A 22,275-nucleotide genomic window follows, 5' to 3' on the forward strand; every position below is an offset into this window, starting at 1 on the left:
GCACACCGGCCCCAGGGACTCCCGGGGCCGGTGTGATCGGGGCATGAACACGCTGAACCCCACTCGCATGCGTACTCTCGCGCTTGCTGCCGCCGCGGCGCTCGCCACCGGGACCGTCCTGGTCTCGAACCCCGCCTCCGCGGCGGCCACCACCACGACCGCCGCCCAGGCGGCCAAGCACCACCACGCCGACCCGATCGTCTTCGGTCACCGCGGTGCCTCCGGCTACCGGCCCGAGCACACCCTGGCCGCGTACGACCTGGCCATCCAGCAGGGTGCCGACTTCATCGAGCCCGACGTGGTCTCGACCAAGGACGGGGTGCTCGTCGCCCGCCACGAGAACGAGATCTCCGGCACCACCGACGTCGCCGACCACCCCGAGTTCGCCGGCCGGAGGACGACCAAGACGATCGACGGCAAGGCGCTGACCGGCTGGTTCACCGAGGACTTCACCCTCGCCGAGCTGAAGACGCTGCGGGCCAAGGAGCGCATCCCGGGCGACCGCCCCGCCAACACCGCCTACAACGGCCTCTACGAGGTGCCGACCCTCGACGAGGTGCTCGACCTGGTGGACGCCAAGGAGGCCGAGACCGGCCGCACCATCGGCGTCGCCCCGGAGACCAAGCACCCGACGTACTTCGACTCCATCGGTCTCTCGCTCGAGGAGCCGCTCGCGAGGAGCCTCAAGCGCCACGGCCTCGGCGGCAAGCGCGCCGCGGCGGTGATCCAGTCCTTCGAGATCAGCAACCTCAAGGACCTCAACCGCATGGTCGACACGCCGCTGGTGCAGCTGGTCGACTTCGGCGGGGCGCCCTACGACCAGGTCGTCGCCGGGACCGGCGTGACCAACGACCACCTGGTCACCGACAAGGGTCTGCGCAGCATCAAGAAGTACGCCGACCAGGTGGCGCCGTACAAGTTCTACTTCATCCCGCGCAACGCCGACGGCACCCTGGGTGAGGCCACCGACCTCGCCCAGCGCGCCCACCGCGTCGGGCTGCCGACCGTCATCTGGACGATGCGCGCGGAGAACAAGTACCTGCCCACCGAGTGCCGCGTCGGCACCGACCCGATCGCGATCGGTGACCTCGGCTGCGAGGTCGGTCCCTACCTCGACGCCGGTGTCGACGCGTTCTTCACCGACCACCCCGACCTGGGCGTGGCTGCCCGCGACGAGTGGGTTGCTACCAATCAGTAGACACCTCGCGACATCACGTACGGCCCTCGCTATTGTCGGCGGGGGCCGCACGTGTTCGTGGGGCCGGTCACAACCAAAGGAGCTTGAGTCATGGGTCGTTTCGACGGACGCGTCGCAGTCATCACCGGTGCGGCGCGAGGGATCGGTTTCGGAGTCGCCACGCGTTTCGCCGAGGAGGGCGCCTCGGTCGCGATCATCGACCTCCACGAGGCCGCTGCCGCTGAGGCCGCCGCCAAGCTCCCGCTCGCCGAGGGCGCGAAGTCGGTCGGCATCGGCGCCAACGTCGCCAAGGCCGAGGACGCCGAGGCCGCGATCGCGCGTGTCGTCGAGGAGCTCGGCGGCCTGCACATCCTGATGAACAACGCCGGCATCACCCGCGACAACCTGCTCTTCAAGATGACCGAGGACGACTGGGACCTGGTCATGAACGTCCACCTCAAGGGCCACTTCCTGATGAGCAAGGCCGCGCAGGCGGTCTTCGTGAAGCAGAAGTACGGCAAGATCATCAACGTCTCCTCGACCTCGGCCCTCGGCAACCGCGGCCAGGCCAACTACTCGGCGGCCAAGATGGGCGTGCAGGGCTTCACCCGCACCCTCGCCATCGAGCTCGGCCCCTACGGCGTCAACGTGAACGCCATCGCGCCGGGCTTCATCGCCACCGAGATGACCGACCAGACCGCGGCCCGCCTCGGCCTCGACGTGGACGAGTTCCGCAAGCTCTCGGCCGAGGCCAACCCGGTCAAGCGCGTCGGTGAGCCCGGCGACATCGCCGCCGCCGCTGCCTTCCTGGCCAGCGACGAGGCCTCCTACATCACCGGCCAGACCCTCTACGTCGACGGCGGCGCGACCGTCGCCTGATCTGGTCAGGACCGAACCCCGGGCGTGCCCGCGTTGGATGCAACGATTACCGTCTGACACTCGTCTTGGTACTGAGCCGATGCAGGCCGATGCAGATGGAGATTGATGATGCGTACGTCCCGCCCGGGGTTCCTCCTGCGATCAGTGGCAACGCTGGCCGCCGCGGGTCTGGTCCTGACCGGCTGCGGCTCCTCGGAGGAGCCCAAGGAGACGAAGCCGTCGCCGTCCGCGCCGGCTGAGCCCGACCACGAGCCGCTGACCGGCGTCGAGCTCCCCGAGGGGCAGAGCGCGGCGCGCAAGCACCCGGCCTACATCGTCAAGATCGACAACACCGCGGCCAGCGACCCGCAGTACGGCGTCGCCAAGGCGGACATGGTCGTCCAGGAGCTGGTCGAGGGTGGCGTGACGCGCCTGGCCGTCGCCTACTACTCCCAGCTCCCGAAGGAGGCCGGTCCGGTCCGCTCCATGCGGGCCACCGACGCCGGCATCGCCGCACCGATCGGTGCCAAGATCCTGACCAGCGGCGCGGCTCCCTACACCTTCGCGCAGCTGAAGAAGCACGACATCTCGTGGATCGACATGTCCACCCCCTACGTCGTACGCGACACCAGCAAGCCCCACGACTTCCTGCACAGCGTGGTCGGCAAGGTCGCCAAGGTCGGGAAGGCTGCCGAGAGGAAGGGCAAGGCCAAGCGGCCCGGAGACTTCATGCCCTGGGGCGACGCGACCACGAAGCTGGCCGGCGGCAAGCCGGCCCGGGCCGTCGACGTGAAGTTCTCCCAGGCGCGCACCGACAACTGGGTCTTCAAGGGTGGCAAGTACCACCTGCAGAACAACTACATGGCCAAGAGCGGCCAGTTCCTCGCCGACACCGTCGTGGTCGCGCAGACCAAGACCACGATCGCCCCCTACAAGGACCCGGGCGGCGCGATCGTGCCCGTCTCCCACTTCACCGGCCGGGGCAAGGCGTGGATCCTGCGCGAGGGCCAGATCGTCGAGGCGACCTGGGTGAAGAAGGGCGAGAAGGGCGCGGTCACCTTCACCGACGCGCAGGGCGCCGCGATCGAGATCCCGCCGGGCAAGGTCTGGCTGGACCTGATCCCGAAGGGCAACGGCCAGGTCGAGCCCGGAGGCGTGACCGTCAGGTAGCGCGCAGAGAGATCGCCCGATCTCTCAGCGCATGTCCTCGACCTTGACCCCCTGCTTCGCCAGGGTCTGGACCCCGGTCAGCAGGTAGGTCACGGCCAGCTCGATGCGCTCGGCGGCGTCCTCGGGGTTGCTCGCCTCGGTGACGGACTCGCCGGCGGCCGACATCGCCCCGAAGAAGAGCCGGGCGAAGGTGGCGACCATCTCGTCGTCGACGGTGCGGTCGCCGGCGCGCAGGACGGCGGCGACGATGTCCTCGACGACGGTGAACGTGGAGCGCTCCTCCTGCTCCCGGTAGCGCTGGTAGCCGAGGACGGCCGGGCCCTCCTGCACGACGATGCGGCGGTAGGTCGGCTGCTGGACGGCCTCCAGGAAGGTCCGCAGCCCGGCCCGGGCCTGCTCCCACGGGTCCTTCGACTCGCGCATGGCGGCGTCGATGCTCTGCGCGGTCGCGGCCTCGACCTTCTCGAAGACGACCTCGTAGAGCGCCTGCTTGCCGCTGAAGTGGTGGTAGAGCGCGCCCTTGGTGACCTCGGCGCCGGCCACGATGGCGTCCAGCGACGTGCTCGCGTAGCCGTGCTCGGTGAAGAGTCTCTCGGCGACCTCGACCAGCGTCTTCTTGGTCGAGGCGGAGAACTGCTGCCGCCGTGACATCCCCGGCACCGACGGAAGCGGGGGAACCTTGGGGACGAGCTTGCTCACGGACGACTTTGCCACCCATCCACTCTAACGGCCGTGTCAGGAATCACCGTCCCGGCTATTGGCCATACCGTCGGTATGTCCAATACTATAGGTACGTACTCGCGGTATGTGAGTGCCAACCTTCCGCAAGGAGCCGACAAATGAGCTGGACCAGCCATCACAAGCGCGGGGAGATCCTCCGCGGCGTGGTCGCCGCCGTCGACGAGCGTCGAGACGGCCTGCTGCCCATGGATCTTCCCGGCGTCACCGAGACCTTCACCGACGAGCTCGACCTGCTCGCCGCCCTCCAGCTGCGCTGGCACACCCGCCTGTCCGGGCGCATCGAGACCGAGCTCGCCAACCAGCCGATGGACCTCGAGGACGCCGTCGTCCGGGCGTGGCACGGCGCGGCCGACGACCTGCCAGGCATCCGCACGGTCCTCGACCGCTACCACGCGCTTCCCGTCGACGACGCGATGGCCACCGCGCTGGCCAAGTCGCAGACCAAGGAGCACCTGACCCTGGCCGTCATGGCGGGCAAGGGTGCGTTCGCCGACGCCGAGTGCGTACGCCTCGGCTCGATGATCGAGGCACGGGCTCGTGCCGAGTACGAGCCGGCCGTCGAGGTCGTCGAGCGCGGGCCCTTCGCCGGCCTCGTCGACATGTTCCGGGCGGTCCGCTCGGCAGCCTAGGCCCGTCCTGAGCTTGTCGAAGGGCTGCGTACGGACCTTCAAGCCAGGCCCCGGGGCCGGTGTGCTCCCTCCCGCGGACTCCCTTCCGCACCTCCCTTAGCACCGGTCCCGGGGCCGTTGTATTTGTTGGTTTCTTGTTGCGGCTGACGTACCCCAGGTGATGCGATCATGGCGTCATGACGGAGCAGAAGGACGTACGCGCCGGGCGGCTGCTGGTAGCCACCCCGGAGCTTCGCGACCCCAACTTCGTCGACACCGTCGTGCTGCTGATCGAGGTCAACGACGACGGTGCGCTGGGTGTGGTGCTGAACCGGCCCTCGCCGGTGCCGGTCGCCGAGGTGCTGCATCCGTGGGCGACGTCGGTGGCCGTTCCCGACGTCCTCTTCCAGGGCGGCCCGGTGAGCAAGGACTCCGCGATCGCGGTGGCGCTCCTGGTCGACTCCGACGACCCGCCGCTGGGTTTTCGCCCGGTGGTGGGACGCCTCGGGCTGCTCGATCTCGACACGCCGGTCGAGCTCGTCGACGGCACCCTGTCGCGGCTGCGCATCTTCGCCGGCTACGCCGGCTGGGGCGCCGCTCAGCTCGAGGGAGAGGTCGAGGAGGGGTCCTGGTACGTCGTCGACAGCGAGCCCTACGACTCGTTCCTCGACGACGTGAGCTCGATGTGGTCCGCGGTGCTCCGACGCCAGCCGGGTGAGCTGGCCTTCCACGCCACGCGCCCGCCCGATCCGGAACTCAACTAGAGGACCAGTAGACTGGGAGGCATGGGCATCCTGGGATTCGGCACGAAAGAAGCCGTCAAGGAACGGGAGGACGTTCGTCATCAAGACGTCCCCACCGAGGAGGGTGACCACGACCGCTACTCCCACTATGTGGAGAAGGACAAGCTGACCGAGGCGATGGTCATGGGCACCCCCGTGGTCGCGCTGTGCGGCAAGGTGTGGGTGCCGAGCCGCGACGGGTCCAAGTTCCCGGTCTGCCCCGACTGCAAGGAGATCTTCGAGGGGATGCCGCCGGGCGGTGGCGAGGGCGACGACGAGTGAGTAGCGCCGACCTCCCCGGCGCCCTCACACCCGCGTGGCCCAACAAGGCCGCCTGGGGCACTGCGCCCAAGCTCCGTGCTTGGCAGCAGGAGGCGCTCAACGCCTACCTCACCGACCATCCCCGTGACTTCCTCGCCGTGGCGACGCCCGGCGCCGGTAAGACGACCTTCGCGCTGACGGTCGCAGCCGAGCTCCTGGGCCGGCGCCTGGTCGACCGGGTGACCATCGTCGCCCCGACCGAGCACCTCAAGGTGCAGTGGGCCGAGGCGGCCGCGCGTGCCGGTATCCCGATCGACCCGACCTACTCGGCCGGTCAGGGCAAGACCTCGGCCGACTACGTCGGGATCGCGGTGACCTACGCGGGTGTCGCGGTCAACCCGCTCGCGATGCGGATCCGCACGGAGCGGTTCAAGACGCTGGTGATCCTCGACGAGGTCCACCACGCCGGTGACGCGCTCTCCTGGGGTGACGGTGTCCGGGAGGCCTTCGAGCCGGCCGCTCGCCGGCTGGCGCTGACCGGTACGCCGTTCCGCTCCGACACCAACCCGATCCCGTTCGTCACCTACGCACCCGGCGAGGACGGCATCCCGCGCTCGGCGGCCGACTACACCTACGGCTACGCCGAGGCGCTGCGCGACCACGTCGTCCGGCCGGTGCTCTTCATGGCCTACTCGGGACAGATGCAGTGGCGCACCCGGGCCGGCGACGAGATCGCCGCCCACCTCGGTGAGCCGCTGACCAAGGACCTGACCTCGCAGGCGCTGCGGACCGCGCTCGACCCGGCCGGGTCCTGGATCCCGTCGGTGCTCGCGGCCGCCGACAAGCGGCTGACCGAGGTGCGGCGCCACGTCCCCGACGCGGGTGGGCTCGTCATCGCCACCGATCAGGACTCGGCGCGCTCCTACGCCAAGACGATCAAGTCGATCACGGGGGAGTCGGCCACGGTCGTCCTCTCCGACGAGAAGGCCGGCTCGAAGAAGATCGCCAAGTTCGCCGAGTCCGACGACCGCTGGATGGTCGCGGTCCGAATGGTCTCCGAGGGCGTCGACGTGCCCCGGCTCGCCGTCGGGGTCTACGCCACGACCACCTCGACGCCGCTCTTCTTCGCCCAGGCGGTGGGCCGCTTCGTACGTGCTCGTACGCGGGGCGAGACCGCCTCCGTCTTCCTGCCCTCGGTGCCCAACCTGCTCGGCTTCGCCTCCGAGCTGGAGCTGCAGCGCGACCACGTGCTCGGCAAGAAGGTCACCAGCGAGGACGACATCTTCGCCGCCGAGGACGCCCTGATGGCGGCGGCCAACGCCGAGGAGGGCGCCTCCGAGGAGGAGCTGGGGGCCTGGGAGGCGATGGGCTCCGAGGCACGCTTCGACCGGGTGCTCTTCGACGGTGGCGAGTTCGGCCACTCCGGTGAGGTGCACGTCGGCTCCGAGGAGGAGATGGACTTCCTCGGTATCCCCGGGCTGCTCGACGCCGACCAGATGAAGACCCTGCTCCAGCAGCGGCAGAGCGACCGGGCGCGCAAGCAGAAGTCGGCCTCGGGACCGGTCGCCGCCGACGAGCCCGTCGCCGCGGTCGCCGCCCACGAGCAGCTCGCCGTGCTCCGGCGCGAGCTCAACGGCCTGGTCGCCGCCTGGCACCATCGCACCAAGACGCCCCACGGTGTCACCCACAACCGGCTCCGGAAGGAGTGCGGCGGCCCGCCCGCCGCCGTCGCCAACGCCGACCAGCTCAAGGCCCGCATCGACACCCTGCGTGACTGGGCGGCGCGAGGTTCGGCCTGATTTCGACGAGCCGACTCGGCGGGAGGGTCGAGGATTCGGGCACACTGGCTGTCATGAGGACGCGATGACAGCACTCGAGATCGCCGTGACGTCGGTGGACGGCGCGCTCGCCGCGCGTGCGGCCGGGGCGACCCGGGTCGAGCTCTGCACGGCCCTCGAGGTCGGTGGTGTCACCCCGTCGCAGGGGCTGGTCGAGGGAGTCCTCGACGCGGTCGGCGGCACCGACGCCGCCGACGGCTGGCAGGGTGTCCACGTGCTCGTCCGGCCGCGGCCGGGAGGGTTCGGCTACTCCGCCGAGGAGCGGCATCTCCTCGAACGCGAGGTCGAGATTGTCCTGGCGGCCGGGGTCGACGGGATCGTGATCGGCGCGCTCACTCCGCACGGGGAGCCCGACGTCGAGCTGGTCCGTGGCCTGGCGGATGCGGCCGCTGCGTACGAGGCGACGGTGACGTTCCACCGGGCCGTCGACCTCAGCGCCGACCCGGTCGCGGCGATGCGGTCGCTGGCCGGGGTGGTCGACCGGGTGCTCACCTCAGGTGGTGCGCCGGCCGCCGCGGCGGGGGCCGCGACGATCGCCGAGATGGTCGCGGCCGGGGGACCGGACGTCCTGGCCGGAGGCGGCGTGACCGTCGATGCGATCGCGGCGCTGGCGGCGCTCGGGGTCGAGGGCGTGCATCTCTCCGCGAAGCGACGGGTCCTCACCGCCGGCCGGGTGGCCCTGGGTGTCGCCGACGACGGTGGTCACTGGGTGACCGATCCGGACGTGGTCGCGGCCGCGGCCGCCGCGCTGGCCTAGGCCAGGGTGTCGCCCTCGACCAGGTCGCGCAGCACCGAGACGGCGGCCTCGAGGTCGGCCTCGGTGCGGTGACGCGACTCCAGCCGCTCGGCGATGAGATGCGAGATGCGCTCGCGCACGTCGGCCAGATCGGCCCGGCCCGCGTCGGTGAGCGTCACCAGGCTCGCCCGCGCATCGGCGGGGTTGGGCTCCTTGCTGACCAGGCCGGTCTCCACCAGCTGGGCGATCTGCGCCGACATGGTCGGCTGGGAGCAGCCGTCGGCGCGCGCCAGGTCGGTGATGCCGAGCGGCCCGATGGCGTCGAGGATCGTGAGGACGCGGACGCTGGCCGGAAGATCGAGCGCGCGGCGTACGAGGCGCATGAGGCGCGCCGCGTAGACCACCAGGTCGCTGGAGAGGTCCAGGGTCTTCGCCGAAGCGGAGCCCGAGGCGGTCGGGCCTGCTGTGGGGAGCAGCTGCTGTGAAGGCATCGGTGGATTCCAGGGTTGGGGTTGCGGCGCGGTGAACGGGTGGAGACTATCTGAGAATGACTACGGAGCGGCACACCTGGATCGCGTTCCTGCGCGCCATCAACCTGGGCGCGACGCGAAAGTTCCCCAAGCAGGCGATCACCGCAGCGGTCGTGAGGGCAGGCGGAACCGACGTCGAGACCTACATCAACACGGGCAACGTACGCTTCGACCACCCGGTCGGCGACCGGGCCGAGATGGAGGCGATCCTGGAGGAGGCCTTCGCCGCCGACCGCTTCTTCGAGGTGCCGACGATCTGCGTCACGCCCGCCGAGCTGAAGGTGATCGCCAACGACGCCGCGGCGGTCGGGATGGGTCACGAGGGCCGGCAGTTCGTGTTCCTGTGCAAGGAGCACAGCGATCCCAGCTCGCGTGAGGCCCTGGTCGCCCGGGCGGGCGAGGGCGAGCGGGTCTACGTCATCGGTCGCGCCGTGCACCTGCTCACCGAGAGCTTTCACCAGACGAAGATCACCAACGCCGTGGTCGAGCGCCACATCGCCATCAGCACCAACCGCAACCTCAACGTGATCCGCACCCTCGCCGACCGTTGGGCCTGAGGCCTGCTGCGCCCCTACTGCGCCTCGATGCGATCGAGATAGCCCCGGCGTACGTCGTCGTCGACGCGGGTGATCGCGGCGTCGTCGTGCACGGCGCGGCGGATCAGGCGCATCACCCGCTCGGGGACGAGCGGAGCGCCGGCGGCGGCGAGGCCGACGTAGGACGGGACGGCGATCTCGGCCGCCCGGGTGCGGACCGACCTCACCACGGCGGCCGCGATGTCCTCGGGGTCGACCGTCGGGAGGACGCCGAGGTCGATGCCGGAGGAGAGCTCGGTGCGGACGGCGCTCGGCAGCACGGTGGTCAGCGAGACCCCGGTGCCGTCGAGCTCGAGGCGCGTGGCCGCGCTGAGGCCCACGACGGCGTACTTGCTGGCGTTGTAGACCGCCAGGCCCTTGAGCGGGAACTTGCCCGCCAGCGAGGCCACGTTGACCACGTGGCCGTGACCGCGCGCGATCATCCCAGGCAGCGCCAGCCGCATGCCGTGGATGACTCCGTAGACGTTGACGTCCATGGTCAGCCGGTCGATCCGGTCCTCCTGCTCGAGGAAGGCGCCGTTGGGCATGACGCCGGCGTTGTTGACCAGGACGTCGACCGGCCTGCTGTGGGCCTCCTCCGCGGCGGCGAGGAAGTCGCCGTAGGACTCCTTGTCGGCGACGTCGAGCCGGTGACCGCTCGCGCCCCGGCCGAGTCCTGCCGCCGCCTCCCGCGCCAGCGCGTCGTCGAGGTCGCCGAGCGCCACCTTCGCCCCGGCCGCGGCGAACTCCTTCGCCGTGGCCAGGCCGATACCGCGGGCGGCGCCGGTGACGACGACCAGCGCGCCGTCGAGGTCGATCCTGGGGCAGCGGGTCATGCGGACACCTCGGTCTCGGCAGGCTCGACCACCGAGGTGATCTGGAAGTCGGCGGGGTCGAATCGGCTGATCCGGCGGACCAGCTCGCCGGTCGACCACGGCCAGGAGAAGCTGTTGCGGCCGTTGGCGTCGATGAAGTAGCTGTGGCACGAGGCGCCGCTGTAGGCGGTGCCGGCGAGCGCGGCCTGCACGTCCGCGACGTACGCTGCCTGGGCCTGTGGGGTCACGTCGAGCTGTGTCCAGCCCTGCTCGCGGGCGGTGGTGACGGCGTCGGTGATCATCGCGACCTGCGACTCGGCGACGGCGAAGGCGGAGCCGTGGCCGGTGCCGAGGCTCGGGCCGAGCACCACGAACGCGTTGGGGAAGCCAGCGACCGAGGTGCCCTGGTAGGCCTCGGGGGAGCCTGCCCAGTGCTCGGCGAGCGTGCGGCCGTCGGCCCCGCGGATCAGGTCGGCGACCGGCATGTCGAGGATGTGGAAGCCGGTGCCGAGGATGATTGCGTCGACCTCGGCCGCGCTGCCGTCGGAGCCGATCACGCTGGCGCCTTCGACGCGGTCGACGCCGGTCGCGTGCACCTCGACGTTCGGCTTCGTCAGCGACTGGAGGTAGTTGTTGGAGAAGAGGATCCGCTTGCAGCCGAGCAGGTAGTCGGGCGTCAGCTTGGCCCGCAGCTCCTTGTCCCGGACGGCAGCGCGCAGGTAGGCCTGACCGATCTTCTGCAGCCCGTGCATCAGCGGCTTGGGGCGGTGGAAGGCGAGGCCGACGGTCTCCATCGCGGCGTACTCGACGGCGCCGAGGGCCTTCTCGAAGAAGGGGACGTTGCGCTTGACCCACTTCTCCGCCTCCGGCACCGGGTGGTCGACCTTCGGCAGGACCCAGTGGGCGGTGCGCTGGAAGAGGTGCAGATCGGCGACCTGCTTCTGGATCTCGGGCACGAACTGGACGGCCGACGCACCGGTGCCGATCACGGCGACCCGCTTGCCGTCGAGGTCGACGTCGTGGTTCCACCGCGCCGAGTGCCAGACCTCACCGGGGAAGTCGGCCAGGCCCGGCAGGTCCGGGATCTTCGGCTCGTTCCACGGGCCGGCGGCCGCGACCAGGAAACGCGCGGTGATCTCACCGGCGCTGGTCTCCAGGCGCCACTCGGCGGACTCGTTGCTCCAGGCGGCTCCCAGGACCTCCACGCCGAACCGGGTGATGTCCTCGAGGCCACGGTCGCGGGCGACGCGGTCGATGTAGGCGAGGATCTCCGGCTGGTTGCCGTAGACCCGCGACCAGTCGCTGTTGGGAGCGAAGGAGAACGAGTAGAGGTTGGACGGTACGTCGCAGGCACATCCCGGATAGGTGTTGGCCCGCCAGGTGCCACCGTAGGTGTCGGCTTTCTCCAGGATGACGACGTCCTCGACGCCTGCCTCGCGCAGCTTGATCGCGGCGGCGATGCCGGAGATGCCGGCGCCGATGACGACGACCTCGTGATGCTTGCTCATGCGGTTGCTCCTTCGAGTGCGGCCGCGACGCGGCCGGGAACGTGTCGGCGGGCCGCGGCGAGGGTGGCCTCGCGGCGGCCGAGGTCCATGAAGTTGGGGCCCATGTCGGCGAGCTCCTCGGGACCGGGCTCGACCCGGATCACTCGCACCCCGGCCGCCCGGAGCCGGGCGACCTCGCGGTCGAGCACCGCGGTCATCTGGGAGCGCAGCAGTCGCTCGACCCGGTCGATCCCGCGGGCCGGTACGCCGCCCTCGGTGGTCATCGGGGCGACCACGACGACCTCGTCGACCGCCTGGCCGAGGAGGAGGTCGGCCGAGACGGAGGAGACCGCGCCGCCGTCGACGTAGCGACGGCCGGCGATCTCGACCGGCGGGAACCAGCCGGGGATCGCCCACGACGCGGCGACGGCCGCGCTCAATGAAGTCGCCGGGGCGTCGTCGGAGCCGAACGCCACCCGCTCGCCGGTGGTCGCGTCGGCCGCGACCAGCCAGGTCGCGGGGTGGCCGACCCAGCCGTCGGGACCGGCCAGCGCGTCGCCGTACTCCCGCAGCCAGCCGGCGTCCCCGCGGCCCCGGGGGAGCAGCCCGGCCAGCGCGCTGTAGGGCGAGCGGCGCGAGAGCCCGGACCGGACCAGGCCGAGCGCCGGCAGCGCGGGAGCCGGCATCGGCGGCACCGTGCCGGGGTGGACGGCGACGTGGGCCGCCAGCACCGGGTCGGCGCCCGGTGTCCCGTCGAGAGCGTCGAGCAGGTCCTGCGGCGTACGGCCGGACCCGAGGGCCGCGACGATCTCGGAGCCCGCGGAGGTGCCGACCAGGACGTCGGCGGTCCGGGCGTCCCAGTCGAGGGCCTCCTCGAGGGTGCGGAGGGCGACGGCCGTCCAGGCGAACCCGAGGGTGCCGCCGCAGCCGATGGCGAGCGCGCGTCGTTGCGTCATGATTCGGATACTAACGGTATTTGAATACCGACGGTAGGCCTGGCTGGTAAGATCTGGGCCGTGGGCCGGATCACGCGCAAGGAGTCGCACGCGCAGACGCGGGAGCGACTCGTCCAGACCGCACATCGCCTGTTCCTCTCGGACGGCTACAACGCGACCTCGCTCGACAAGGTCGCCGCCGAGGCGGGCTACTCGAAGGGCGCCGTCTACTCGAACTTCGCGACCAAGCACGATCTCGGCCTCGCCGTGCTCGACGTGATCCATCAGGAGCGGGCACTGTCCCTGGCGAGCGCGGTCAACGGGATCGAGACCGTCGAGGGCCGGATCGACGCCTTCGCGGCGTGGGCCGAAGCCAACATCGGTGACGTCGGCTGGACCGCGCTCGAGGTCGAGTTCGCGACCAGCACCCGTCGCGTCCCGGGCGTGAGCCAGCAGCTCGCCAACAGGCGCCGCGAGCTCACCGCGGCGGTCGCCGGCCTCATCGAGCAGCAGGCCGACGAGCTCGGCCTCACGCTGCCCTCACCGGCCGAGGAGGCCGCCGTCCAGCTGCTCTCCCTCGGCATCGGGCTGGGTGTCCAGCGTGCGTTCGACCCCGACCTGTCGGTCGCCAGCCTGGTCGACCTGCTGCGGTCGTTGCTGGAGAGCGCGAGACCCTAGTGTGCCGGGGCGCCGTTGCGCTCGGCGGAGGGGAAGGAGACCCGGTTCAGGCCGCGTACGGCCGGGCTCAGCAGCGTCGCCAGCGAGATCACCACATAGGCGATGCCGGCGATCGCGAGCATGTTCTCGATCCCGTACGCAGCAGCCAGCGGCCCCATCGCCAGCTGCCCGACGGGGATGGCGATATAGGTGCCCAGCTGGTCGTAGGAGGACGCGCGGGAGAGCAGCTCGCCGGGGACGTTCTCCTGCATCGACAGCTGCCAGCCGAGGCTGAAGACCTGGATGCCGGCGCCGGAGAGGGTGGCCGCGGGCAGCAGCACGCCGAGGTCGGTGGAGAACCCGAGCGCCGCGATCGGCAGCCCGAACAGGGCCATCCCGATCATGCCGTAGAACAGCGGCCGCTCGAGCCGGACCTTCATCAGCACGAGCGTCGCGGCGAGCACGCCGATGCCCTGGAAGGTGAGGAGCAGACCCCAGCCACCCGCGCCCAGCGACGATCCCTCGGCACGCTGCGGGCCGAGGGTGAGCAGCCCACCCTCGTAGAGCGCGTTGAGCATCGTCGCGGCGCCGACGCAGAGCCACAGCCAGCTGGTGGTGCGGAAGTAGTCCCAGCCCAGGCGCAGGTCGCCGATCACCGAGGCCTTGCCGACCGACCCGCTGAGCTTGACCGGCAGCAACAGCAGCGCGGCGATGATCCAGGTGGCCGCGTCGAGGGCGAGCGCCCAGCCCGCGCCGACGCTGAGGACGAGGAGGCCGGCGGTGCCGGGACCGGCGACCGCGACCACCGCCCGCGTCAGCGACATCAGCACGTTGGCCTCCTGCAGCATGGTGCGGGGCACCACGAGCGGGATGATCCCCTGCTGGGCGGGCAGACCGGCGGCGGAGACGATGCCGTTGAGGGCGGAGAGGACGATCAGGTGCCACAGCTCGGCGACCCCGGCGATGACCAGGACGGCGACCGCCGCCTGGCTCAGGCCGGAGATCAGGTTGGAGGCGAACAGGATCCGGGCCCGGCCCATCCGGTCGGCGAGCACGCCGCCGATGAGCATGAAGACGATCATCGGGATGGTGCGGGCCGCGAGGACGGCGCCGATCGCGATCGGCGCGTCGCTCACCTCCAGGACGGCGAAGGCGAGCGCGACGGGCGCCATGAAGTTGCCCACCATGTTGATCGAGCGGGATGCGAAGAACCATCGGAAGTGGGGTTCGCGAAGGGGGGCTGTCGCCGAGATCCGAGCCATTCGAGAGACAATAGACCTTCGGGCGATCTCTATCTGCCGAAAATTCCCAAATCTGTCACGAGACCGCGATCCCCGCCGCTCGCATCTCCTCGATCGCCGTCGCGGTCGACGCTGCGGCCACTCCCGCGGCCAGGTCGGAGAGCAGTCTGGTGTGGAATCCGGCCGCCCGTGCGTCGAGCGCGGTGGCGCGTACGCAGTAGTCGGTCGCCAGCCCGCACACGTCGACCTCCTCGACGCCCTGGGCGCGGAGCCAGTCGGTCAGGGTGGTGCCGCCGGTGGCGGCGCCCTCGAAGCCGGAGTAGGCCGCTGCGTACTCGCCCTTGCGGAAGATCTCGTCGAAGGTGACCGGGTCGAGGTTGGGGTGGAAGGCCTCGCCGTCGGTGCCGACCACGCAGTGCGCCGGCCAGGAGTTGGCGTAGTCCGGCGGGTTGCCGAAGTGGTCGCCCGGGTCGATGTGGTGGTCCTTGGTGGCCACGACCAGCCCGTACGTCTGCTCCGGCTCCTTGCTCGCCGCCCGCTCGCGCAGCAGCTGACCGATGTCGTAGGCCACCCGGGCCCCGCCGTCGACCGGCAGGGACCCGCCCTCGCAGAAGTCGTTCTGTACGTCGACCACGATCAGTGCACGCGTCATGCCCGCCAGCCTAGACCCGGCTGAAACCCGGTCTCACTGGAACAGCGTCGGGATCGCGGGATCGCCCTTGAGGAGCGAGTGGGCGATGACCGGGAGCTCCGCGACCGAGGCCCGGTGACGGTCGCGAGCCGCGTCGAGGGGCTCGCGACCGACGACCTCACCCTTGCGCACGAGCTGGGTGAGGAGGGGACGGTCGTTGTTGTCGCCCTCAGGAGCGGTGCCGATGCCGATCACCTCGGCGTCGGCGACATCCTTGCGGTTGCGGCGGCGCAGGGCGTACTTGCGGCCGCCGATCGAGGTCTTGGACGCGCTCTTCTTGGCGACCGGCTCCAGCTCGCCGGAGGCACCCTCGCGGGCGACCAGCTTGTAGACGAACCCGGCGGTGGGGTGGCCGGAGCCGGTGACCAGCTGGGTGCCGACGCCGTAGCCGTCGACCGGGGCGGCCGCCAGGGCGGCGATCGCGTACTCGTCGAGGTCGCTGGTGACGATGATCTTCGTCTCGGTGGCGCCGAGGTCGTCCAGCTGGCGGCGTACGTCATGGGCGAGCAGCCCCAGGTCGCCGGAGTCGATCCGCACCGCACCGAGCTCGGGACCGGCGATCTCGACCGCCTTGGCCACCGCCTCGGCGATGTCATAGGTGTCCACCAGCAGCGTGGTGCCCTTGCCGAGCGAGGCGACCTGGGCCTGGAAGGCCTGCTCCTCGGTGTCGTGCAGGAGGGTGAAGGAGTGTGCGGAGGTGCCGGTGGTGGGTACGCCGAAGCGGGCCCGGGCGGCCAGGTTGGAGGTGGCGGTGAAGCCGGCCACGTAGGCCGCGCGGGCGGCGGCGACCGCGGCGGCCTCGTGGGTGCGGCGCGAGCCCATCTCGATGCACGGCCGCTCGCCGGCGGCCAGCGTCATCCGGGAGGCCGCGGTGGCGATGGCCGAGTCGTGGTTGTAGATCGAGAGCAGCACCGTCTCCAGGACGACCGCCTCGGCGAAGCTGGCCTCGACCACGAGCAGCGGCGACTGCGGGAAGAACGTCTCGCCCTCGGCGTACCCCCAGACGTCGCCGGTGAAGCGGTAGCCGGCCAGCCACTCCAGCGTGGGGCCGTCGACGACGCCCTCCAGGATCGCCAGCTGCTCGGAGTCGAAACGGAACGCCTCGATCGCGTCGAGGGCTCGGCCGACCCCGGCGACGACGCCGTAGCGCCGTCCACCGGCCAGGCGCCGGGGGAACAGCTCGAAGACGGCGCGGCGCTCCGCGGTGCCCGCCTTCAGGGCGGCCTGGAGCATGGTCAGCTCGTAGTGATCTGTCAGGAGCGCGGTCGAGTCCGCTGTCGAGTCCACGAGCACATCGTGGCACGATGGACTGTATGAGCGCGCCAAGCCCCGTGGAGCTCGACGAGCCCGAGGTCGACGACCTCGTCGCGCCTGCGACCCCGTGGGTGACGATCGTCTGGAACGACCCGGTCAACCTGATGTCCTACGTCACCTTCGTCTTCCAGAAGTACTTCGGCTACTCCAAGAAGAAGTCGGAGAAGTTGATGATGGAGGTGCACAACGACGGCAAGTCGGCCGTCTCCTCCGGGTCTCGCGAGGAGATGGAGCGCGACGTGCAGGCGATGCACGAATACGGTCTCTGGGCGACCTTGGAGAAGCAGGATTGATGGGCGGGTTCAGCTACCACCGCCGCAGCAAGCAGATCATCGCGACCTTCTCCGGATTCGAGGCCGATCTGCTGCGTTCGCTGGCCTCCCAGCTCGTCGAGCTGCTGCGCAACGAGGTCGCCGCGCCGGCCGAGAGCGACGACCCGCTCGAGGCGCTGCTCGACTTCTCGGGACCGACCACGGAGCCGGAGGATCCGGTCTTGAAGCGGCTCTTCCCGAGTGCCTACGGCGACGACACCGAAGCGGCCGGGGAGTTCCGGCGGTTCACCGAGGGCGGGCTGCGCGATGGCAAGGCGCGGGCCGCCTCGACGATCATCGACTCGCTCGAGGAGGCCGGGCTCCCGCCCGAGCTCGACGAGGACGGGCTGGTCATCGACGTCGAGCTCCCGATCGCCGACGCCGAGGCGTGGATGCGCTCCTTCACCGACATCCGGCTGGCGCTCGCCACCCGGCTCGGGGTCGAGGAGGGCGACGAGGACTTCTGGGACTCTCTGCCCGAGGACGACCCCGCCGGCCAGGTCTACGGGATCTACCAGTGGGTCGGGATCCTGCAGGAGACCATCGTCGAAGCGCTGTGGTCAGCGGAGTGAGTCGGCGGTCAGCCTGACCAGGATCGTGCGCAGGCTCTCCCGGTCGCTGTCGGGAAGGACGGCCAAGAACTCGTCGGCCGCCTCCTGACGGGCCTTGTCGATCTTCCGGCCGAGACGTACGCCCTCCTCGGTCGCCACCACGCAGACCGCCCGGCGGTCGGCCGGGTCGGGCTGTCGCGCCACCAGGCCGTGACCCTCGAGACCGTCGACGACCTCGGTGGCCGACCTGGGCACGATGTGCAGTCGCTCGGCCAGCGCTGAGAGCCGGATCGGCTCGTCGGCGGCGAGCACGATGCGCAGCGCTCGGCTCTGCGACGGGGTGATGCCCCACCGGGCCGTGGCGGCGCCGAAGCGCCGACGGAGGGTGTGTGCTGCCGCCATCAGCAGGTCGGCGGTCTCGTCCACGGGAATAACTCTAACCCATCCTGGGTTTGCCTCATTGTGAGCCAACCTCAGTAATTAGGATCGAGGTGTTCGGATGAGTGACCCGCACCCCAACAAGTCTTCCCGCGAGTCCGGCCGCGACGGCCGTGACCCCCAGAACAAGCGCGCCGACCGCGCTCAGCTCGAGGCCAAGCCGGTCTCGCTGCGCCGGATCGCGCGCCTCTTCGCGCCCTACCGAGGGCGCCTCCTTCTCGTCGTGGCGCTGATCGTGGTCAGCTCGGTGATCGGGCTGGCGCAGCCGTTCCTGGTCAAGCACGTCATCGACACCGCCCTGCCCGAGGGCGACACCCGGCTGCTGATGCTCAGCGTCGCCGCGATGGTGCTCGTCGCGATCGCCTCCGCCGCCCTCGGGGTCGCGCAGACGCTGATCTCGACCGAGATCGGCCAGCGAGTCATGCACCGGCTGCGTACGGATCTCTTCGGGCACCTGCAGCGCCAGTCGCTCGACTTCTTCACCCGTACGCGGGGTGGGGAGGTCCAGTCGCGGATGGTCAACGACATCGGCTCGATGCAGTCGGTGGTCACCTCCACCGCGACCTCGATCGCGGCCAACGTCACCGTCGTGGCCGGCACCGTGGTGGCGATGATGGCACTCAACTGGCGGCTCGCGCTGATCTCCATGGTGGTGCTGCCGCCGGCGGTGTGGACCACCCGCAAGGTGGCGCAGATGCGCTACGCCGTGACCACCCAGCGGCAGGCCAGGATGGCCGACCTGCACGTGCAGGTCGAGGAGGGGCTCTCGGTCAGCGGCATCCTGCTGACCAAGACCCTCGGGGCCGCACCGGCCCTGGCCGCCCGCTTCGAGCAGACCTCTCACGACCTCGTCGGCCTCGAGGTACGCAGCCAGCTCGCCGGACGGTGGCGGATGGCGACCATGCAGGTGGTCTTCGCCGCGGTTCCCGCCGCGCTCTACCTCGCGGCCGGCTTCCCGGCGACCTCCGGGGCGCTGACGATCGGTACGCTGGTCGCCTTCGTCTCGCTGCAGGGCTCGCTCTTCCGGCCGCTGATGGGGCTGCTCAACGTCGGGGTCGACGTCACGTCCTCGCTGGCGCTCTTCTCCCGGATCTTCGAGTATCTCGACCTGCCGGTCGAGATCGACGACCCGGCCTCGCCCGTGCCTCTCGGTGAGGCTCGCGGCGAGGTCGTCTTCGACGGCGTCGGGTTCACCTACGACGGCTCGCACCCGGTGCTCGAGGACATCTCCCTGCGCGTGCCCGCGGGCGGCTCGCTGGCGCTGGTCGGGGCGACCGGTTCGGGCAAGTCGACGCTGGCCGGGATGGTCGCGAGGCTGCACGACCCGACCTCCGGCCGGGTGATGATCGACGGGATCGACCTGCGCGACCTGGACCTGGCCGACCTGGCCGCCAACGTCGGCATGGTCACCCAGGAGACCTACCTGCTCCACGCGAGCGTCCGGGACAACCTGCGCCACGCCCGTCCCGAGGCGAGCGACGCCGAGATCGAGGCGGCCGCCCGCGCGGCCCGGATCCACGAGCTGATCGTCGAGCTCCCCGACGGCTACGACACCCTGGTCGGCTCCCGCGGCCACCGCTTCTCGGGTGGCGAGCAGCAGCGGCTGGCGATCGCCCGCACCCTGCTGCGCGACCCGCGCGTGCTCGTGCTCGACGAGGCCACCTCGGCGCTCGACAACACCACCGAGCGGGAGGTGCAGGCGGCCCTGGACCGGCTGGCGGAGGGGCGTACGACGATCACCATCGCCCACCGGCTCTCCACCGTCCGTGACGCCGACCAGATCGCCGTCCTCGACCACGGCCGGGTCGTCGAGGTCGGCTCCCACGAGGAGCTGCTGCTGCGGGGCGGTGCCTATGCCGACCTCGTTCGGGGCGGGCTGACCGTCGCCGCCTAGCACGGTCGCCGGTGAGAGGCCGGCGGGAGTCCGAGTGCCGGTCACGTTCAGGAGCCGGCCTCGGTCCGCCTAGGCTGATCCCGTGCTGACCATCGACCAGGCGACGTACGACGCGATCGTCGCCCACGCGAAGCGCGACCATCCCGACGAGGCGTGCGGGATCGTCGCGGGCCCCGAGGGGTCCGACCGGCCCGAGCGGTTCATCGAGATGATCAACGCCGCCGGCTCGCCGACCTTCTACGAGTTCGACTCGACCGATCTGCTCCAGCTCTACAAGGAGATGGACGCGAACGACGAGGAGCCGGTGGTCGTCTACCACTCCCACACGGCCACCGAGGCCTACCCCTCCCGCACCGACATCGGGCTGGCGATGGAGCCGAACGCCCACTACGTGCTGGTCAGCACCCGTGAGCACGGAAACGACGAGGGTCCGGTCGAGTTCCGGTCCTACCGGATCGTCGACGGCAACGTCACCGAGGAAGAAATCAACGTCGTCCCGACGTTGTCGTGACGCGCACCACCTACATCTAGGAGAACGAACCCATGGCCATCGAGGTCAAGATCCCGACCATCCTCCGCACCTACACCGCCGGTGAGAAGGCAGTCAGCGCCGAGGGCAAGACCCTGAGCGCGCTCATCGACGACCTCGAGGCGAACCACTCCGGCATCAAGGAGCGCCTCATCGACAACGGTGACCTGCGCCGCTTCGTCAACGTCTACATCAACGACGAGGACGTACGCTTCATCGGCGGTCTCGACGCCGAGCTCAAGGACGGTGACCAGGTCGTCGTGCTGCCTGCGGTCGCCGGCGGCTGCTGACCTCTTAGCCCAGAATGCCGCGGTCGTACGCTCGTGCGACCGCGGCTGCTCTGTCTGTGACCCCCAGCTTGTCGAAGATGTGACCCAGGTGGGTCTTCACCGTCGCCTCGCTGACGAACAGCGTGGCGGCGATCGCGCGGTTGGTGGTGCCGCGGGCGACCAGGGTGAGCACCTCGCGCTCGCGCGGGCTGAGCTGGGCCGACGGGCCCGGTGAGCGGAGCCGTGAGGCCAGCCGGGTCGCGACCGCGGGGGAGAGGACGGTCTCGCCGGCCGCGGTCGCCCGGACGGCCTCGACGAGGTCTGTCGTGGGGGCGTCCTTGAGCAGGTAGCCGGTCGCCCCGGCCTCGATCGCGGCGACCACGTCGGTGTCGGTGTCGAACGTCGTCAGGACGAGTACGCCGGTCCGCGACTCCCTTGCGCGGAGCCGCTCGATCACCTCGACACCGCTGGTGCCGGGCATCCGGAGGTCGAGGACGAGGACGTCCGGATGGAGCGTCTCGACGAGGGCCAGCGCCTCCTCGCCGTCGCCGGCCTGGCCGACGACCTCGAAACCCTGGGCGAGGAGTACCCCGACCACCCCGTCGCGTACGACCGGGTGGTCGTCGGCGACCACGATCTTGATCGATGGCTTCATGCAGGTCCTCGGGGGAGTGCGGGGATGCTGGCGGAGACGGCGGTGCCGGAGCCGGGGGCGGACTCCAGGGTGAAGGTGCCGGTCAGGCGCTGGGCGCGGTCGCGCATCACGCCGAGGCCGAACGCGGACGAGCGGCGCGGAGCGGCGGGATCGAAGCCGGAGCCGTCGTCGCGTACGTCGAGGATGACCTCGGACCCGTCGAAGGTGAGCGTGACCCCGACCCGTCGTGCGGAGGCGTGCTTGGCGACGTTGGCGAGGGCCTCCTGGGCGATCCGCAGCAGCGTCGCCTCGACCTCGGAGTGCAGCGCGGTGGCCTCGCCGACGACGACGAAGGAGGCCTCGACGCCGTGGTCGTCGCGCCAGCCCGCGACCAGGGCCGACAGCGCGTCGGAAAGGCTCGCGTCGGCCAGCTCGACCGGGGCGAGATCCTGCACGGACCGGCGGGCCTCGACCAGCGCGGTGCGGGCCATCTCGGTGGATCGCGCCACCCGGCGGCGTACGTCCTCGGCGTCCGCGGAGCCCTGGGCGGCCTGGAGCTGGGCGACGACCCCGGCCAGGGACTGGGCGATGGTGTCGTGGATCTCGCGGGCGAGGCGCTCGCGCTCGTCGCGTACGCCGGCGGAGCGCGACTGGGCCAGGAGCTGCTCCTGGAGCCGGTGGTTCTCGGCGAGCGCGTCCTCCAGCCGGACGATCGTCTCGCCCCGCTCCCGGCTGATGGCATCGAGGTGCTCGCTGTAGTGGCCCATCAGCGTCGCCAGCCCGAAGTTGACCACGAACAGCAGCGGCAGCAGCATCGCCTGCCAGGGGTTGTCGTAGGGCGGCGGTCCGCCGGTCTGACCGACGGCCATGATCACGGCCGTCACGCCCATCGCCACCCAGCGCAGGCGGCCGCGGAAGGAGTCGAAGGCGTCCAGGAAGCCGACCCACGCGACGATGCAGAACAGCGGGTGCATCACGGTGAGGACGGCGATCAGCAGCGTGCGTCCGATGTAGCCGACCGGGTGCGGGCCGCCGTGGACATAGGCCCACCACCAGGACCACACCGCGACCGCCGCCACCAGCCCGCCGAACGCCGCTCGCCCTTCGAGAGTGCTGGGTCCCAGCACCGGCAGGGTCGCGATGCAGATGGTCGTGGCGAGCACGATCAGCGCCAGGGGCAGCACCTTGAGATTGCGCACCCAGCGCTGATCGTGCTCGACGACCGAGTCCATG

Annotated in this window: 26 protein-coding genes; 15 read left to right on the forward strand and 11 right to left on the reverse strand. The window is 70.6% G+C overall.

Features of this window, described 5'->3' with window-relative positions:
* Nucleotides 1–43 precede the first annotated feature (43 nt).
* The 3 genes from ACWZJV_RS22180 to ACWZJV_RS22190 all read left to right on the forward strand — a co-directional run bounded on the left by ACWZJV_RS22180 (nt 44) and on the right by ACWZJV_RS22190 (nt 3,205).
* Nucleotides 44–1,198: a glycerophosphodiester phosphodiesterase gene (locus ACWZJV_RS22180; protein WP_457178724.1), complete on the forward strand. Its 1,155-nt coding sequence runs from the start codon at nt 44–46 to the stop codon at nt 1,196–1,198.
* Nucleotides 1,199–1,288: 90 nt separating this feature from the next.
* Complete coding sequence (locus ACWZJV_RS22185; protein WP_457178726.1) at nt 1,289–2,056, forward strand: SDR family NAD(P)-dependent oxidoreductase; 768 nt, start codon at nt 1,289–1,291, stop codon at nt 2,054–2,056.
* A gap of 108 nt (nt 2,057–2,164) precedes the next feature.
* Nucleotides 2,165–3,205: a DUF3048 domain-containing protein gene (locus ACWZJV_RS22190; RefSeq protein ID WP_457178728.1), complete on the forward strand. Its 1,041-nt coding sequence runs from the start codon at nt 2,165–2,167 to the stop codon at nt 3,203–3,205.
* A gap of 24 nt (nt 3,206–3,229) precedes the next feature.
* Here ACWZJV_RS22190 and ACWZJV_RS22195 read toward each other — a convergent pair whose 3' ends face one another.
* Entirely contained in the window at nt 3,230–3,919 is a 690-nt protein-coding gene (locus ACWZJV_RS22195; protein WP_040755278.1) for a TetR/AcrR family transcriptional regulator, read from the reverse strand.
* Between the two features lie 125 nt (nt 3,920–4,044).
* Between ACWZJV_RS22195 and ACWZJV_RS22200 the strand changes: the two genes are divergently transcribed.
* From ACWZJV_RS22200 to ACWZJV_RS22220, 5 genes are all read left to right on the forward strand, one after another.
* Entirely contained in the window at nt 4,045–4,575 is a 531-nt protein-coding gene (locus ACWZJV_RS22200) for a hypothetical protein (RefSeq protein WP_008358668.1), read from the forward strand.
* A gap of 176 nt (nt 4,576–4,751) precedes the next feature.
* The gene (locus ACWZJV_RS22205; RefSeq protein WP_008358666.1) at nt 4,752–5,318 is read left to right on the forward strand and encodes a YqgE/AlgH family protein; all 567 of its coding nucleotides are present in this window, start codon (nt 4,752–4,754) and stop codon (nt 5,316–5,318) included.
* Between the two features lie 21 nt (nt 5,319–5,339).
* Nucleotides 5,340–5,618: a DUF3039 domain-containing protein gene (locus ACWZJV_RS22210; protein ID WP_008358664.1), complete on the forward strand. Its 279-nt coding sequence runs from the start codon at nt 5,340–5,342 to the stop codon at nt 5,616–5,618.
* Entirely contained in the window at nt 5,615–7,396 is a 1,782-nt protein-coding gene (locus ACWZJV_RS22215; RefSeq protein ID WP_196875017.1) for a DEAD/DEAH box helicase, read from the forward strand. Before ACWZJV_RS22210 ends, ACWZJV_RS22215 begins: the two co-directional genes overlap by 4 nt.
* A 64-nt stretch (nt 7,397–7,460) precedes the next feature.
* Complete coding sequence (locus tag ACWZJV_RS22220) at nt 7,461–8,192, forward strand: copper homeostasis protein CutC (RefSeq protein ID WP_457178731.1); 732 nt, start codon at nt 7,461–7,463, stop codon at nt 8,190–8,192.
* Here ACWZJV_RS22220 and ACWZJV_RS22225 read toward each other — a convergent pair.
* Complete coding sequence (locus ACWZJV_RS22225) at nt 8,189–8,662, reverse strand: MarR family winged helix-turn-helix transcriptional regulator (RefSeq protein ID WP_008358659.1); 474 nt, start codon at nt 8,660–8,662, stop codon at nt 8,189–8,191. The two genes, ACWZJV_RS22220 and ACWZJV_RS22225, sit on opposite strands and share 4 nt — an antisense overlap.
* Nucleotides 8,663–8,718: 56 nt before the next feature.
* Here ACWZJV_RS22225 and ACWZJV_RS22230 point away from each other — a divergent pair, with 56 nt between their 5' ends.
* Nucleotides 8,719–9,258: a DUF1697 domain-containing protein gene (locus ACWZJV_RS22230; protein ID WP_457178734.1), complete on the forward strand. Its 540-nt coding sequence runs from the start codon at nt 8,719–8,721 to the stop codon at nt 9,256–9,258.
* A gap of 14 nt (nt 9,259–9,272) precedes the next feature.
* Here the strand turns inward: ACWZJV_RS22230 and ACWZJV_RS22235 are convergent, their stop codons facing one another.
* From ACWZJV_RS22235 to ACWZJV_RS22245, 3 genes are read right to left on the reverse strand one after another with little or no spacing between them, the layout of a single operon-like run.
* Nucleotides 9,273–10,112, reverse strand: coding sequence for an SDR family oxidoreductase (locus tag ACWZJV_RS22235; protein WP_457178736.1), 840 nt, complete (start codon nt 10,110–10,112; stop codon nt 9,273–9,275).
* Nucleotides 10,109–11,599, reverse strand: a complete 1,491-nt coding sequence (locus tag ACWZJV_RS22240) for a flavin-containing monooxygenase (RefSeq protein WP_457178738.1) — start codon at nt 11,597–11,599, stop codon at nt 10,109–10,111. The genes ACWZJV_RS22235 and ACWZJV_RS22240 overlap by 4 nt, the downstream gene beginning before the upstream one ends.
* Nucleotides 11,596–12,534 carry a patatin-like phospholipase family protein gene (locus ACWZJV_RS22245; RefSeq protein ID WP_457178740.1) on the reverse strand — a complete coding sequence of 313 codons (939 nt, stop codon included), beginning with the start codon at nt 12,532–12,534 and terminating at the stop codon, nt 11,596–11,598. Before ACWZJV_RS22245 ends, ACWZJV_RS22240 begins: the two co-directional genes overlap by 4 nt.
* Nucleotides 12,535–12,594: 60 nt before the next feature.
* On the opposite strand from ACWZJV_RS22245, the gene ACWZJV_RS22250 reads away from it, so the two are divergent.
* On the forward strand, nt 12,595–13,191 hold the full coding sequence (locus ACWZJV_RS22250) for a TetR/AcrR family transcriptional regulator (protein ID WP_196875012.1): 597 nt from the start codon (nt 12,595–12,597) through the stop codon (nt 13,189–13,191).
* On the opposite strand, the gene ACWZJV_RS22255 is transcribed toward ACWZJV_RS22250, so the two are convergent.
* The 3 genes from ACWZJV_RS22255 to ACWZJV_RS22265 are packed head-to-tail and all read right to left on the reverse strand — an operon-like array spanning nt 13,188 to nt 16,389.
* A complete protein-coding gene (locus ACWZJV_RS22255) occupies nt 13,188–14,432 on the reverse strand; it encodes an MFS transporter (protein WP_457178742.1) in 1,245 nt (414 codons plus the stop codon). The two genes, ACWZJV_RS22250 and ACWZJV_RS22255, sit on opposite strands and share 4 nt — an antisense overlap.
* A 55-nt stretch (nt 14,433–14,487) precedes the next feature.
* Nucleotides 14,488–15,063, reverse strand: a complete 576-nt coding sequence (locus ACWZJV_RS22260; protein ID WP_457178744.1) for an isochorismatase family protein — start codon at nt 15,061–15,063, stop codon at nt 14,488–14,490.
* Nucleotides 15,064–15,096: 33 nt separating this feature from the next.
* Nucleotides 15,097–16,389 (reverse strand): nicotinate phosphoribosyltransferase, encoded by a 1,293-nt coding sequence (locus tag ACWZJV_RS22265; RefSeq protein ID WP_457178746.1) that lies wholly within the window; start codon nt 16,387–16,389, stop codon nt 15,097–15,099.
* A 26-nt stretch (nt 16,390–16,415) separates the two neighbouring features.
* Here ACWZJV_RS22265 and clpS point away from each other — a divergent pair, with 26 nt between their 5' ends.
* Together clpS and ACWZJV_RS22275 are read left to right on the forward strand one after the other, a co-directional pair.
* Nucleotides 16,416–16,709: an ATP-dependent Clp protease adapter ClpS gene (gene clpS, locus ACWZJV_RS22270; RefSeq protein WP_040755277.1), complete on the forward strand. Its 294-nt coding sequence runs from the start codon at nt 16,416–16,418 to the stop codon at nt 16,707–16,709.
* Nucleotides 16,709–17,299, forward strand: coding sequence for a DUF2017 domain-containing protein (locus ACWZJV_RS22275; protein WP_008358639.1), 591 nt, complete (start codon nt 16,709–16,711; stop codon nt 17,297–17,299). Before clpS ends, ACWZJV_RS22275 begins: the two co-directional genes overlap by 1 nt.
* Here ACWZJV_RS22275 and ACWZJV_RS22280 read toward each other — a convergent pair.
* Complete coding sequence (locus ACWZJV_RS22280; RefSeq protein WP_008358638.1) at nt 17,288–17,704, reverse strand: MarR family winged helix-turn-helix transcriptional regulator; 417 nt, start codon at nt 17,702–17,704, stop codon at nt 17,288–17,290. The genes ACWZJV_RS22275 and ACWZJV_RS22280 overlap by 12 nt on opposite strands.
* Before the next feature lie 73 nt (nt 17,705–17,777).
* Here ACWZJV_RS22280 and ACWZJV_RS22285 point away from each other — a divergent pair, with 73 nt between their 5' ends.
* From ACWZJV_RS22285 to ACWZJV_RS22295, 3 genes are all read left to right on the forward strand, one after another.
* Complete coding sequence (locus ACWZJV_RS22285; RefSeq protein ID WP_457178749.1) at nt 17,778–19,610, forward strand: ABC transporter ATP-binding protein; 1,833 nt, start codon at nt 17,778–17,780, stop codon at nt 19,608–19,610.
* 82 nt (nt 19,611–19,692) lie between these two features.
* On the forward strand, nt 19,693–20,121 hold the full coding sequence (locus tag ACWZJV_RS22290; protein WP_457178751.1) for a Mov34/MPN/PAD-1 family protein: 429 nt from the start codon (nt 19,693–19,695) through the stop codon (nt 20,119–20,121).
* A gap of 32 nt (nt 20,122–20,153) precedes the next feature.
* On the forward strand, nt 20,154–20,429 hold the full coding sequence (locus tag ACWZJV_RS22295) for a MoaD family protein (protein ID WP_008358635.1): 276 nt from the start codon (nt 20,154–20,156) through the stop codon (nt 20,427–20,429).
* Nucleotides 20,430–20,433: 4 nt separating this feature from the next.
* Here the strand turns inward: ACWZJV_RS22295 and ACWZJV_RS22300 are convergent, their stop codons facing one another.
* Nucleotides 20,434–21,063: a response regulator gene (locus ACWZJV_RS22300; protein WP_457178753.1), complete on the reverse strand. Its 630-nt coding sequence runs from the start codon at nt 21,061–21,063 to the stop codon at nt 20,434–20,436.
* Nucleotides 21,060–22,274, reverse strand: a complete 1,215-nt coding sequence (locus ACWZJV_RS22305) for a sensor histidine kinase (protein ID WP_457178755.1) — start codon at nt 22,272–22,274, stop codon at nt 21,060–21,062. The genes ACWZJV_RS22300 and ACWZJV_RS22305 overlap by 4 nt, the downstream gene beginning before the upstream one ends.
* Between the last annotated feature and the right edge of the window lies 1 nt (nt 22,275).

The sequence above is a fragment of the Nocardioides sp. WG-D5 genome (assembly GCF_054031175.1).

Excerpts from the sequence above, each read along its gene's own strand:
- ACWZJV_RS22180 (WP_457178724.1), top strand. The coding sequence starts at position 44 with ATGAACACGCTGAACCCCACTCGCATGCGTACTCTCGCGCTTGCTGCC.
- ACWZJV_RS22185 (WP_457178726.1), top strand. The coding sequence starts at position 1,289 with ATGGGTCGTTTCGACGGACGCGTCGCAGTCATCACCGGTGCGGCGCGA.
- ACWZJV_RS22190 (WP_457178728.1), top strand. The coding sequence starts at position 2,165 with ATGCGTACGTCCCGCCCGGGGTTCCTCCTGCGATCAGTGGCAACGCTG.
- ACWZJV_RS22200 (WP_008358668.1), top strand. The coding sequence starts at position 4,045 with ATGAGCTGGACCAGCCATCACAAGCGCGGGGAGATCCTCCGCGGCGTG.
- ACWZJV_RS22205 (WP_008358666.1), top strand. The coding sequence starts at position 4,752 with ATGACGGAGCAGAAGGACGTACGCGCCGGGCGGCTGCTGGTAGCCACC.
- ACWZJV_RS22210 (WP_008358664.1), top strand. The coding sequence starts at position 5,340 with ATGGGCATCCTGGGATTCGGCACGAAAGAAGCCGTCAAGGAACGGGAG.
- ACWZJV_RS22220 (WP_457178731.1), top strand. The coding sequence starts at position 7,461 with ATGACAGCACTCGAGATCGCCGTGACGTCGGTGGACGGCGCGCTCGCC.
- ACWZJV_RS22225 (WP_008358659.1), bottom strand. The coding sequence starts at position 8,662 with ATGCCTTCACAGCAGCTGCTCCCCACAGCAGGCCCGACCGCCTCGGGC.
- ACWZJV_RS22230 (WP_457178734.1), top strand. The coding sequence starts at position 8,719 with ATGACTACGGAGCGGCACACCTGGATCGCGTTCCTGCGCGCCATCAAC.
- ACWZJV_RS22235 (WP_457178736.1), bottom strand. The coding sequence starts at position 10,112 with ATGACCCGCTGCCCCAGGATCGACCTCGACGGCGCGCTGGTCGTCGTC.
- ACWZJV_RS22240 (WP_457178738.1), bottom strand. The coding sequence starts at position 11,599 with ATGAGCAAGCATCACGAGGTCGTCGTCATCGGCGCCGGCATCTCCGGC.
- ACWZJV_RS22245 (WP_457178740.1), bottom strand. The coding sequence starts at position 12,534 with ATGACGCAACGACGCGCGCTCGCCATCGGCTGCGGCGGCACCCTCGGG.
- ACWZJV_RS22255 (WP_457178742.1), bottom strand. The coding sequence starts at position 14,432 with ATGGCTCGGATCTCGGCGACAGCCCCCCTTCGCGAACCCCACTTCCGA.
- ACWZJV_RS22260 (WP_457178744.1), bottom strand. The coding sequence starts at position 15,063 with ATGACGCGTGCACTGATCGTGGTCGACGTACAGAACGACTTCTGCGAG.
- clpS (WP_040755277.1), top strand. The coding sequence starts at position 16,416 with ATGAGCGCGCCAAGCCCCGTGGAGCTCGACGAGCCCGAGGTCGACGAC.
- ACWZJV_RS22275 (WP_008358639.1), top strand. The coding sequence starts at position 16,709 with ATGGGCGGGTTCAGCTACCACCGCCGCAGCAAGCAGATCATCGCGACC.
- ACWZJV_RS22285 (WP_457178749.1), top strand. The coding sequence starts at position 17,778 with ATGAGTGACCCGCACCCCAACAAGTCTTCCCGCGAGTCCGGCCGCGAC.
- ACWZJV_RS22295 (WP_008358635.1), top strand. The coding sequence starts at position 20,154 with ATGGCCATCGAGGTCAAGATCCCGACCATCCTCCGCACCTACACCGCC.
- ACWZJV_RS22300 (WP_457178753.1), bottom strand. The coding sequence starts at position 21,063 with ATGAAGCCATCGATCAAGATCGTGGTCGCCGACGACCACCCGGTCGTA.
- ACWZJV_RS22305 (WP_457178755.1), bottom strand. The coding sequence starts at position 22,274 with ATGGACTCGGTCGTCGAGCACGATCAGCGCTGGGTGCGCAATCTCAAG.